Source organism: Halobellus sp. EA9 (assembly GCF_051195055.1).
Taxonomy (GTDB): domain Archaea; phylum Halobacteriota; class Halobacteria; order Halobacteriales; family Haloferacaceae; genus Haloquadratum; species Haloquadratum rubicundus.
Map to the genome: position 1 here is coordinate 128,027 of NZ_JBNTJW010000011.1, position 11,231 is coordinate 139,257.

12 protein-coding genes, 2 tRNA genes and 1 pseudogene are annotated in these 11,231 nt (G+C 68.4%); 8 read left to right on the forward strand and 7 right to left on the reverse strand.

The features are described from left to right. The first annotated feature begins 46 nt into the window (after positions 1-46). From gnd to ACQUQ0_RS14550, 4 genes are all read left to right on the forward strand, one after another. Positions 47-949: a phosphogluconate dehydrogenase (NAD(+)-dependent, decarboxylating) gene (gene gnd, locus ACQUQ0_RS14535; RefSeq protein WP_435186107.1), complete on the forward strand. Its 903-nt coding sequence runs from the start codon at positions 47-49 to the stop codon at positions 947-949. Between the two features lie 72 nt (positions 950-1,021). Continuing rightward, a complete protein-coding gene (locus ACQUQ0_RS14540; RefSeq protein ID WP_435186109.1) occupies positions 1,022-1,609 on the forward strand; it encodes a 2Fe-2S iron-sulfur cluster-binding protein in 588 nt (195 codons plus the stop codon). Between the two features lie 168 nt (positions 1,610-1,777). Further along, a tRNA-Arg gene (locus ACQUQ0_RS14545) sits at positions 1,778-1,850 on the forward strand. 150 nt (positions 1,851-2,000) lie between these two features. After that, positions 2,001-2,174 carry a hypothetical protein gene (locus tag ACQUQ0_RS14550; RefSeq protein WP_372386956.1) on the forward strand — a complete coding sequence of 58 codons (174 nt, stop codon included), beginning with the start codon at positions 2,001-2,003 and terminating at the stop codon, positions 2,172-2,174. A gap of 249 nt (positions 2,175-2,423) precedes the next feature. On the opposite strand, the gene ACQUQ0_RS14555 is transcribed toward ACQUQ0_RS14550, so the two are convergent. Continuing rightward, positions 2,424-3,707: an MgtC/SapB family protein gene (locus ACQUQ0_RS14555; RefSeq protein ID WP_435186111.1), complete on the reverse strand. Its 1,284-nt coding sequence runs from the start codon at positions 3,705-3,707 to the stop codon at positions 2,424-2,426. A gap of 215 nt (positions 3,708-3,922) precedes the next feature. Between ACQUQ0_RS14555 and ACQUQ0_RS14560 the strand changes: the two are divergent. Together ACQUQ0_RS14560 and ACQUQ0_RS14565 are read left to right on the forward strand one after the other, a co-directional pair. Continuing rightward, a pseudogene (locus ACQUQ0_RS14560) lies at positions 3,923-4,063 on the forward strand (plastocyanin/azurin family copper-binding protein); the annotation flags it as partial. Between the two features lie 28 nt (positions 4,064-4,091). Further along, positions 4,092-4,382 (forward strand): DUF7552 domain-containing protein, encoded by a 291-nt coding sequence (locus ACQUQ0_RS14565; protein ID WP_435186113.1) that lies wholly within the window; start codon positions 4,092-4,094, stop codon positions 4,380-4,382. A 69-nt stretch (positions 4,383-4,451) separates the two neighbouring features. Here the strand turns inward: ACQUQ0_RS14565 and ACQUQ0_RS14570 are convergent, their stop codons facing one another. Continuing rightward, positions 4,452-5,252, reverse strand: a complete 801-nt coding sequence (locus ACQUQ0_RS14570) for a DUF7260 family protein (RefSeq protein ID WP_435186115.1) — start codon at positions 5,250-5,252, stop codon at positions 4,452-4,454. A gap of 135 nt (positions 5,253-5,387) precedes the next feature. On the opposite strand from ACQUQ0_RS14570, the gene ACQUQ0_RS14575 reads away from it, so the two are divergent. Continuing rightward, a complete protein-coding gene (locus ACQUQ0_RS14575; RefSeq protein ID WP_435186117.1) occupies positions 5,388-6,431 on the forward strand; it encodes a zinc-dependent alcohol dehydrogenase family protein in 1,044 nt (347 codons plus the stop codon). A gap of 16 nt (positions 6,432-6,447) precedes the next feature. On the opposite strand, the gene ACQUQ0_RS14580 is transcribed toward ACQUQ0_RS14575, so the two are convergent. The 3 genes from ACQUQ0_RS14580 to ACQUQ0_RS14590 all read right to left on the reverse strand — a co-directional run bounded on the left by ACQUQ0_RS14580 (position 6,448) and on the right by ACQUQ0_RS14590 (position 8,261). Further along, the gene (locus tag ACQUQ0_RS14580) at positions 6,448-7,062 is read right to left on the reverse strand and encodes a VOC family protein (protein ID WP_435186119.1); all 615 of its coding nucleotides are present in this window, start codon (positions 7,060-7,062) and stop codon (positions 6,448-6,450) included. A 73-nt stretch (positions 7,063-7,135) separates the two neighbouring features. Further along, a complete protein-coding gene (locus ACQUQ0_RS14585) occupies positions 7,136-7,294 on the reverse strand; it encodes an HVO_2142 family zinc finger protein (RefSeq protein ID WP_372386939.1) in 159 nt (52 codons plus the stop codon). Positions 7,295-7,412: 118 nt separating this feature from the next. Further along, positions 7,413-8,261 (reverse strand): hypothetical protein, encoded by an 849-nt coding sequence (locus ACQUQ0_RS14590; RefSeq protein WP_435186120.1) that lies wholly within the window; start codon positions 8,259-8,261, stop codon positions 7,413-7,415. 179 nt (positions 8,262-8,440) lie between these two features. Here ACQUQ0_RS14590 and ACQUQ0_RS14595 point away from each other — a divergent pair, with 179 nt between their 5' ends. Beyond that, a complete protein-coding gene (locus ACQUQ0_RS14595) occupies positions 8,441-9,766 on the forward strand; it encodes a CoA-binding protein (RefSeq protein WP_435186121.1) in 1,326 nt (441 codons plus the stop codon). A 57-nt stretch (positions 9,767-9,823) separates the two neighbouring features. On the opposite strand, the gene ACQUQ0_RS14600 is transcribed toward ACQUQ0_RS14595, so the two are convergent. Beyond that, positions 9,824-10,870 (reverse strand): Cdc6/Cdc18 family protein, encoded by a 1,047-nt coding sequence (locus ACQUQ0_RS14600; RefSeq protein ID WP_435186123.1) that lies wholly within the window; start codon positions 10,868-10,870, stop codon positions 9,824-9,826. A gap of 110 nt (positions 10,871-10,980) precedes the next feature. Next, a tRNA-Cys gene (locus tag ACQUQ0_RS14605) sits at positions 10,981-11,056 on the reverse strand. Positions 11,057-11,231: the final 175 nt, after the last annotated feature.

The following is an 11,231-nucleotide window of genomic DNA, read 5'->3' on the forward strand; positions in this document are numbered from 1 at the left end:
TCGGCAAACCGCAATCACTACGCCGCCCGCGACTGGAGGCGCTCGTATGCAACTGGGCGTAGTCGGGCTCGGCCGGATGGGACAGATCGTCGTCGACCGCGTTCTCGAAGCCGGACACGACGTGGTGGCGTTCGACCTCGACGCGGAGGCGGTCGCGACCGCCGCCGACGCGGGCGCGACGCCCGCGGAGGACCTCGACGACCTCACCGACCGGCTCGGCGACGACAAGCGGATCTGGCTGATGGTGCCGGCCGGCGAGGCCGTCGACGCCACCCTGGAGGAGCTCGAACCGCACCTGGGCCCCGAGGACGTCGTCGTCGACGGCGGCAACTCCCACTTCGAGGCGTCGGTGCGGCGGGCCGACTCGACCGACGCGGCCTACCTCGACTGCGGGACCTCCGGCGGCCCGGCGGGCGCCGAACTCGGCTTCTCGCTGATGATCGGCGGGCCCGAGTGGGCCTACGAGGCGACGACGCCCGTCTTCGACGCCGTCGCGACCGGCCCCGACGGCCACGATCGGATGGGCGAGAGCGGCTCGGGCCACTACGTCAAGATGGTCCACAACGGCGTCGAGTACGCCCTGATGCAGGCCTACGGCGAGGGCTTCGAGCTCCTGGCGGACGGCCGCTACGACCTCGACCTGGAGTCGGTCGCGCGCACGTGGAACAACGGCGCGGTCATCCGCTCGTGGCTGCTCGAACTCTGCGAGGAGGCCTTCCGCGAGGAGGGCACCGACCTCGGCGACGTCGCCGACCACGTCGCGGGCGGGTCGACCGGCACCTGGACCGTCCAGGAGGCGCTCGAACAGGAGGTGCCGGTCCCGCTCATCTACCAGGCGCTCGCCGAGCGCTTCGGCAGCCGCGCCGACGACGGACGGTTCAGTCGGCGGCTCGCGAACCGCCTGCGCTACGGCTTCGGGCGCCACGAGGTACAGCGGCGCGAGGAGTGAGATCCGCGAACGGCGCCGGAGCGGCGGCGCGGCAATCACAATTTCCTTAACCCCCGACTTCATACCGCCGATATGGTCGAAATCAGCTTCGTGGGGCTGGGTCTCGGGGTGACCCTGACGCTTCTCGCGGTTGCGCTTCACTACGCCCGCGGCACCGGGTGGACGCCCACCGGTGACATCTCCCAGGAGGTGCTCGACGAGCGCGCGAGCACCCTGCCGGAGACGGACTTCCCCGAACCGATGAACCGATCCATCGGCGGCGGCGCGGCGCCGGCGGGAGCGGTCGCCGGCGGCGAGGAGGGCGCCGAACTCGAAGAGGGCGGCGAGGCCGACGAGTCGGGTCCCGCCGACATCCCCGAAGACGAGATCGAGTACTACGAGGTCGAGTTCGCCAAGCAGGGCGAGACGATCGAGCTCGCGAACAACGAGCCGATCCTCGACCAGGGCGAAGACCACGGCTGGGACCTCCCCTACGCCTGCCGCCAGGGGCAGTGTGTCTCCTGTGCCGGCCAGATCACGTCCGGCGGCAACTCCGAGGACTACGTCGAACACGACAACCAACAGATGCTCGACGACGCCGAGCTCGACGAGGGCTACACCCTCACCTGCGTCGCGTACCCCCGCGCGGACTTCACGATCGAGACGGGCGAGGCGCCCTGATAATGAGTACTCTCGCTTCTTACCGCCGAGCGCTACCCCCGTTGACGGCGCCCCGGCGGTAAGAGACGAGAGTAAATCAGTATGAGATCGTCGGCGATCGGTTTTCCTTCGACCCCCGTTTCTTCCGTTCACAACGGTTAAACCACCGGCCGGTCTACTCGCGTTCGAGGGCCCGTAGCTCAGTGGACAGAGTCCCTGGTTCCGGACCAGGATGTCGCGGGTTCAAATCCCGTCGGGTCCGTTCGGCCTTCGACCTCACTCCCCCGACGACCTCCCCCTCGCTTCGCTCGCAGGAATCCCGTCGGGTCCCGCCCGTCTATCTCGAATAAGCTCTCAGGGTAACGCATCAATTAGTAAAATCATATATGTTCGTCTCCTATCTGTTTCGAGTATGCCCTCCCCGTTTCAGAGCCCGGTAGTACGGTACGGGCTGAGCATCAGCAACGCCCTGATAATCGCAGGTATCGCGTACTTCTTCCTCGACGGCACGATCCGGTGGGTCGCGCTCGGAATCGCGGTCTTGGAAGTGATCGTGACCCCCCAGATACTGAAACGGGCGGGATAGACCGGGCGTTCGACCCCGTCGCGACCATCGTTCGCCGCTCGGCACGGACTCGTCGGAGATTGGCGGAGCACCGACAGAGCTAATCGCCGCGCCGTGGCCGAGTTTCACGGTGCCCTCCACGAACGAGATCGAACGGCCGGAGGAAGCGCTTGCCGTCGCACAGCGGTTCAGCGGCGCGAACGTCTGCTGAGCGTCTGCGACGTGGAGCACCGGGGCGACGCAAGCGCTGACCCTCGGGAGGAGGGCAGGTCACAACACCCGCACGCCGAGCAGGCCGACGAGTCCCAGGAGCGAGAGGTACGCCGACCGGATGACAACCGGACGAAGGAGCTGTCGGTTGATCCCGACCGCGAGCCAGATCTTCACGAGGATGCTCGCGAGCGTTCCGGCGAGGACGCCGCGGGCGGCGACCGCGGGCGTGATCTGTCCGGTGCTCGCGAGCGAGACCGCCGTCGTCGTCGTGGTGCCGCTCGACAGCAGCCCGCTGAGGAAGCTCGTCACGAGGAAGCCCGCGGTGCCGAACATCTGCTGGGCGCCCGCAGTGAGCACGAGCACCGCGAGGAACAGCAGGCCGAACGTCAGGGCGTTCGTGCTGCTGAACGGCGAGTCCAGGTCGATCTCGATCTCCTCGCGCCAGTTCCGCTCGTAGCCCGTCAGCAACACGCCGCCGACGGCGATGAGCCCGAGCGGGAGCCCGACGCTGAGCGCCGACTGGGGGACGAACGCGACGACGATCACGAGGTTCCGGACGGCCATCGCGGCGTCGGCGACGAGGATCGTCGCGACCGCCAGATCCAGCATTCCGACGTTCAGTTTCGCGCGGTTCGCGATCTCGCCGATGACGGCGGTGGAGTTGACGAGCCCGCCCAAAAAGCCCGTGATGAACATCCCGCGGCCGCCGTAGCGCTGCATAATCGCGTAGTTCGCGAAGCCGATCGCGCTGACCGCGATCACGAGCATCCAGACCAGCTGCGGGTCGATGGCGTTCCACGGGCCGTACTGCCCGGCGGGCAGGAGCGGGTAGACGACGAAGGCGATGATGGCGAACTCGGCCGCACCGCGGACCTCTTGGTGGGAAAGCTGATTCGCGAAGGAGTGCAGTTCCCGCCGGAGCACCAGGAGGAACGAGGAGGTGATCGCGATGACGACGCCCTCGAGGACGTAGTCGCTGCCGACCAGCACGCCGACGGCGTAGGCGACCAGCAGCGACGTGGAGGTCGTCAGCGCGAGGCTGCCGCCCATCTCCGAGACGTCGGCGTCGTCGGTCACGCCGCGCGCCTCGGCGAGCAGACCCCGAGCGCCGAGCAGGAGCCCCTGGACGAGGACGAGCACGCCGCCGAGTGCGAGGAGGACCGTCTCCCCGATCGTCGCGGCCGCGACACCCACGAGGCTCGTGAGCGTGAACGTCCGGATACCCGCGGCCTTGTTCGACCACTCGCGCTCCAGGCCGAGCAGCATCCCCAGCGCGCCCGCGATGAACAGGTGGAGGACCTTGACGTCCAACGGCAGGGACTCGGGACTGAACGGCGCCATCGGTCACCGCCCGAGCGAGTCGATCGAATGCCATTTCTCGACGAACATACTCATATTTAGTAATATTTTTCTATATAGACTATATATTTCTTGGGCTTCGGTCCGCCCGCCGCGTTTTAGGCACGCCCAAACTTCGAAAAGGTATTTAGTGTTTAGGTAGCCCTAAAACGTATGGTACCCGATCCGAGCGACGAGACGGACGCGACGTCGACGTCGAGTCCGGCTGGGAGGAGGGCAAGGGCGCCGTCCAGTCGGGGCAGTCGTACGTCCACACTTTCGAGACGGCCGGGACCCACGAGTACTTCTGTATCCCTCGCGAGGCCGCCGGGATGACCGGAACGGTCGTCGTCGAGTAATCCGATCGCCCCCTCCCCCACCCTTACGATGACACCCCCTTCGCTCACGGCCCTCAGCGATCAGATCGACGCCCTCGCGAGCGACCGCGGCGACTACGTCGTCGTCTGCGGGCGGACTGGCGAGCGGCCGGTGCCGATCGACGGCCGGCGCTTCGCGAGTCGGACGCGGGCAGAGCGCGCCGCCCGCGCCGCCGAGCGGTATCGGGCGACCCTCCGGCGCTACGACCGCCGTCTCCCCTTCTACGACCTGATCGTTCAGGAGGAGCGGTGGCCCACGGGCGACGCGACGGGCGGCCGGATCGGCGAGTCGACGCCGTGACCCGGTAGGCGAAAACTCCGATTCGCGCTCCCGGTCACCCGGCGGCGTCAGACCGGACGGCGCGTCGAGTCAGTGGCCCGAGGCCTCGTCGTCGAGCGCTTCGTCGAAGCGATCCCGACGGCGCTGGCACTCGCGGACGCCCCGGAGGAGCGCGTCGAGGGCGGGATAGGTCGTCTCGCGGTCGCCGAAGAGGTACTCGACGACCGTGTCGTGGCCGATCCCGGCCTTCACCTCGCTCGCGGTCACCGAATCCAGCGTCGACTGGCGCGCCTCGATCGCCGCTTCGAGGTCGGCTTCGAGCGACTCGATCCGCCGGCGGCGCTTCCACAGCGTCTCGTCGTCCGCGAGGATCACCGTCGCGGCGTCCGCCGCCGGCAGCGACGCCCGGACCGACTTCAGCGTCTCGACGGCGTCGTCGAGGGAGGCGCGCTCGCGGTCCAGCGTCCGCAGCATCACGTCGCTCTCGGCGAGCCGCTGTTCGACGTGGGTGAGGATGGCGCGCTGGAGGGGCTCGGTGAAGCGGTTGCCGCCGCCCTCGCTGGCGAGCGCGACCGCGACCTCCGCGCTCAGTTCGCTGGCGAGCGCGGTGCGGACGTCGGCGGCCGCCTCGCCGTCGACGTGCGGGGCGACCTGCTCTTCGAAGGCCGAGCGGACCCGGCGGCACCGGTCGTCGGTCGTCGCGGCCGCGGCCGTCGCCTCGCCGGCCGAGAGCGCGCGCTCGGCGCCCCCGACCGAGACGGGGTCGGTCTCGACGACGACCCGACGGAACTGCTCGAACCCACGGCGCTGCTTCTCTGTCGCGCGGTGCTCGTCGCGGACGCGTCGCCGCGCGGCGGTCAGGTCCTCGACGGCGGCGGCGATGTCGGGCATAGTTTAGGTATGCCTAAACTATCGTATAACCGTTTCGGCCCGCGCCCGGACGCGGCGGCCCGCGAGTCGCCGAGCGGCACCGGCGAACGGCACCCCCTTCCCGGGCTTTTTGCGCCGGGCGGACCGAGCCCCGGTATGCGCGCAGCAGTGTATCACGGCCCCCGCGACGTCCGGGTCGAGGACGTGCCCGAACCGGAACTCGACGAGCCGACCGACGCCGTCGTCCGCGTGACCCACACGGCGGTCTGCGGGTCGGATCTGTGGTTCTACCGCGGCGACAGCGACCGCGAGACGGGATCCCTGATCGGCCACGAGCCGATGGGGATCGTCGAGGCCGTCGGCGACGACGTCCGCTCGGTCGAGCCCGGCGACCGCGTCTTCGCGCCGTTCAAGGCGAGCTGCGGCACCTGTGAGTTCTGTCGGAAGGGCCTGCACACCTCCTGTGTCAACGGCGACGGCTGGGGCGGCGACAACGGCGGCGCGCAGGGCGAGCAGATCCGCTGTCCCCACGCCGACGGGACGCTCGTCCGCGTGCCGGACCGCTACGCCGACGACGAGGACGCGCTCCGCTCGCTACTTCCCCTCACGGACGTGATGGGGACGGGCCACCACGCGGTCGTCAGCGCCGGCGTCGAGGCGGGTGACACCTGCGTCGTCGTCGGCGACGGCGCCGTCGGGCTGTGTGCGGTGCTCGCGGCGCGCCGCCTGGGCGCCGAGCGGATTGTCGCCGTCGGCCACCACGAGGACCGCCTCGCGCTCGCCGAGGAGTTCGGCGCCACGGACGTCGTCGGAGAGCGCGGCGAAGCGGCGATAGAGCGCGTCCTGGAGCTGACGAACGGCGGCGCGAACCACGTCGCCGAGTGCGTCGGCGCCGCCTCCTCGATGGAGACCGCCGCCGAGGTCTGCCGGCCGGGCGGCACCGTCGGCTACGTGGGCGTTCCCCACGGCCTCGACGGCGGCCTCGATCTGTTCTCGTTCTTCGGCGACAATATCGGAATCAGGGGGGGCGTCGCGCCCGTCCGCGCGTACGCGGAGGACCTGATGGCCGACGTCCTCCAGGGCACGCTCGACCCCGCGCCGATCTTCACGAAGACCGTCGACCTGGAGAACGTCGCCGAGGGCTACCGCGCGATGGACGAGCGCGAGGCGATCAAGGTGCTCGTCGAGGTCGGCGAGTGAGCGATCGGGCCCGTTCTCACTCGACGCCGCCGACGCCCGAGGCCGCGTCGGGGAGGTCGTAGGCGGTCGCGTCGAGGCCGAGTTCCTCCAGGGCGGCCTTCATGTGTTCGTCCCGCGCGTAGTCGGCGCCGTCTTCGACGCGGAGCTCCTGGGCCTTCGCGAGCACCTCGCCGCGGCGGTCGTCGGGGATGTCGTACTTGTCGGTCGACAGTTCGATCACGAGGCCGTTGTTGTCGTGGGTGTAGAGCGAAAAGAAGATCCCGCGGTCGAAGACGTTGTACTGGCGGTTGTGGTCCTCAAGCGCCTGGGCGACGTCCTCGAAGTCCTCGGGGGCGACGCTGAAACAGAGGTGGTGGACCGAGCCGGTGCCGCCGCGCTGAGGGCCGCGGTTGGAGGCGCGGTCGCCGACGAACACCGTCAGGATGCGGCCGTCGCCGGTGTCGAAGAAGAGGTGGGTCTGCGAGGGGTCGTCGAGGTTGGGCTGGCGGAGGACGAGCGGCATCCCCAGGAGGTCGCGGTAGAACGCGACGGTGTCTTCCTCGTTGCTCCCCCAGATCGTGATGTGGTCGGTCCCGGTCGTGTGGATCGGGCTGTCGGGCCGGTCTGCGGTGACTGGCGTCTCGTCGCTCATACGCACCGTAACGCCGCCACGGTCTTAAGTATCGAAGTGACACCGGTGTCACCGGTGCCGAGTCCGACGACGGTCAGTCGGCCGCCTCGCCGACGAAGGTGTCCCGCCGATAGCGACACTGCTCGCAGAAGAACTGCGCGTAGCCCGCGGGCTGGACGCCGCTGAACGCCATCTCCTCGCCGCAGTCGGGGCACCACTCCGAATCGACGCCGGACGGCCGCTGAATCGACATACCGGCGTGGAACACAGCCGCACACATCATTCTACCGATTTATGATCATTGTTAGGGAACGATGTCGGACGGGGGGACTTCGGCCTGGCGGCGAACGGCCGGGAAACGAGAGCGCGGGTCAGTACCGCGACGGGAGGTACGCGAAGCCGACGAGGAAGACCACGGTGAGGAAGGAGATGATGCTGACGCCCCAGAGGCCGTTCTTGTGGAGCGTGAACCGCTGGATCTCGGCGTTCTGCCGGCGGTAGCTCTCGAAGTTCTGGGTGAGCTGGAGCGTCGAGTCGCCGGGGAAGTGCGCGAGGTACGTCTCGCCGCTGAGCGTCACGTTCGCGTTGTTGCCGACCGAGATGCTGTTCGTCCGGGGGGCGTTCCACGCCAGCGTGACGCCGCTCGTCGTCACGGCGTCGACAGACGTGGCGTTGCCCTCGTACTGGAGGGTGTCGCCCTCGGCGTAGCTCCGCGTCTCCGGCTCGGGGAAGTACTCGGCGGCCGGGACGAGTTCGCTCTCGTTGAGCACGACGTACTGGGTGCCGTTCTGGGTCACCAGCTCGCTGCTGGCGTCGGGATCCTCGGCGAGGATGGCGGACTCGTTGATGTCCTCGCGCAGCGTGAACTCGGTCGGATCCGAGGCGTTCTCGACGAGCACGCGCCACTGCTGGCCGTCGAACTCCTGGGTCGTGTTGTTCCCCCAGGTCACGGTGTAGCGCGCGGACTCGTTGGTGTACTGGAGTTCGCCCTGGATCACGGTCGTGGCCGCGGTGCCGTGACCGCCGCCCTGTTGTGACGACGAGATCGACGAGACCGTGTAGGTCTGTCCGCCGACGCGGAACTGGTCGCCCTGTGCGAGTTCGTACTCCGGATTCTCGAACTCGACGTGCGGCGCCTGCGCCGTCGCGATGAGCGAGTACGAGGCCGCCCCGATGACGATGAAGAGTGCGGCGTAGATCGCCGCGGCGCGTCGTTGCATATCTCCGGATTTGGCCACGTGGCGTATAACGGTTACCGTTTTCTCGAACCACGAGGTCCGGTGACGGCGCCGGTACGGCCGGTACGCGGCGGCCGACACCGCGATTCGGATTCGAGAGCGTCGACGCAGACGGCGGCCGACATCGAAGTATATATGCTTTCTTGTCCGACCAACTTCGTATGGGAATCTCGGACCTGTTCGATCCGGAGAGCATCGCGGTCATCGGCGCGTCGGCGACGCCGGGCAAACTCGGTAACGACGCGATGGCGAACGCGAAGGAGTTCGACGGGCCCGTCTATCCGGTCAATCCGTCGGGCGACGGCGAGGTCTACGGCTACGAGTTCGTCGACTCGGTGGCCGACACCGACGCCGACCTCGCGCTCTGCTGTGTCCCGGCCCCGGCCACGCCGGGCGTCATCGAAGACTGCGCGGAGGCCGGCGTCGGCGCCGCGGTCATCTTCGCCGGCGGATTCGCCGAGGCCGGCGAGGAGGGGCAAGAGCGACAGGAGCAGATCCGACAGACCGCCGAGGAACACGACCTCGCGGTGTTGGGCCCGAACACGGCCGGCCACATCATCCCGCATAGGAACATCTACAGTTCGTTCGTCCCCGGCTTCGACGAGATCGAGCGGGGCGACGTCGCCGTCGTCGCACAGAGCGGCGGGATCGGCGTGACGGCGACCTTCCAGTTGGAACGCGAGGGGTACGGCATCTCGGGGATGTACGGGCTGGGCAACCGCGTGAACACGGACTTCGCGGACGTCATCCCGATGCTCGACGACGATCCACAGACGAAGGCGATCGGCCTCCACATCGAGGGGACCACCGAGATCGACGCGTTCGAGGAGGTCGTCGCCGACGCGAGCACCCCGATCGTCGCCCTCAAGTCGGGCAACCGGATGCACGACTTCGTCAAGGCGCACACGGCCGCGCCGAACCAATCCTACGAGCGCTACGAGGAGATCCTCGCCACCAACGGCGGCGTGATGGCCGACTCGGTGACGGAGCTCTTCGATGCGAGCCGCGTCCTCGCGAAGTCGCCCACGCCGGACGGTCCGAACGTCGGGCTCGTCACCGCACAGGCCGGACCCGGGATTATGATGTCGGACTACCTCGCAGAGCGCGGCGCGACCTTCCCCGACCTCACCGCCGAGACCCGCGAGCGCCTCGACGACCTGCTTTTGGGCTTCACCTACGACGAGAACCCCGTGGACACGGGCCGGCCGATGCCCCAGTTCGGCGAGGTCATCGACGCCGTGGCCCGCGACGACAACGTCGACATCGTCTCGGTCTACGAGATCTTCGAGCACTCGCTGGGCTATCCGATCGAGGAGCTCGAAGCGCTCGCCGAGGAGGTCGACAAGCCGATCGTCTTCACCGTCGCCGGCCCCTACGAGCCCCTCGAACCCGATCGGAAGCGGATGGAAGACCTCGGAATCCCGACGTTCGACGCCCCCGAGCGCGGCGCGTTCGCGACGTCGGTACTCGTCGATCAGGGCCGCTGAAGTCCGTCGCCGTCGGGACGAACGCGGCTCTTCGGTAGTTCTTCGCTGCTCTGCACCTCACTCCAGGTCCCTCGCCGGGAGTGACAACCCCGTCGAAATCGACTCGTCGCTCGCGCGGTAGGTCCGATCGTCCCTGTCGATCAGGTCGTAGGCTTCGAGCCGCCGGAGTGCCATCCGTCGGTCGCGGGTGTCGATCGGATCGAGGCCCGTCCCGCGATACACCGCGTCGGCGACGTCGGCGTAGCGCGCGTCCAGTTCGCTCTCTGTGATCTCGCCGGCCTCGCGGATCACCGCGTAGACGAGGCGGTGGTGTACCGGCAGGGAGCGGAGGTTCAGATTCCGAATGCGGGCGCGAGCGCGAGCGAAGGCGTCGTCGATGTCCGCATCCCGGATCTCCCGGTGCTCGCGTTCGTCGGCGAGCGCGGCCGCGGCCCGCAACGATTGGATGCCGTGGCGCGCGATGCCGGCGACCGCGTCGGCGACGTACGCCAGTTGCCGGTCGGTGACGGGGTCGCCGGCCAGCCCCCTGTCGGCGCGGGTGCGGAGGATCGCGACGAGTTCGTCGACGCGGTAGCGATCGAGGCCGACCGAGACGTCGATCCGGCGCCGAACGCTCCCGCTGAGGCGGCCGAGCCAGCGGTCCTCCCGTCGAACGATGCCGACGATCGACAGCCGATCGACCGCCAGCAGGTGATCCAGCGCGTCGGTCGACGACAGCCCCTCCGCCTCGTCAAGTACGAGAACGATCGGCTGATCGACCTGTTTGCGAAGCTTCCACCGGAGGTCCTGGACGGTCGCGCTCCGGGACGGATTGGCGTGTCCCGGAGCGGCCGCGATCACCCGTCGGAGGATCGACTCGGTCGTCGCGCCCAGGGCGCCGACCAGCACGACCGACACGCCCGCGTGCCGCTCCAGGCGACGGACGACGTGCCAGGCGAGGGCGGTCTTCCCGACGCCCCGGGGCCCGTGAACGACGGCGCTCTGGGCCTCCCGGCCGGCGGTCGCGGGATCGAACGCCCGCGAGAGGGCTTCGACGGCGCCCTCTCGGTGTTGCAACTCGTCGGGGGGCCACGCGTCGTCGAAGACCCGCGGGCGGACGATCATCGGTGCTGTCGAAACGTGTGAGTACGGACACTTAAACAGTCGGCGTGGATGCAGGTACGAGAAATGCGCGCCTGTGCCGTTTTCAGTTAGCGACTCGACAGATAAAAACAAGCCAAGGGCCGGATTTGAACCGGCGATGATCCGCTCTGCAGGCGGACGCGTTCGGCCAGACTCTGCCACCTTGGCGCAGTACTTTCTATTCCGTTTCGTCGTTTAAGCCTAGCGGTCCGGCGCAGCACCGTGGCTCGTGGGCACGGGATCGGCGGAAAGAGCCGTAGCTATGGGGTGGGATGGTGATAATCGAGAGCGTCGCGCTCGCTCGGGCGAGCGTGTCACTCTCGGTGTCTGATGAATGTAGTAT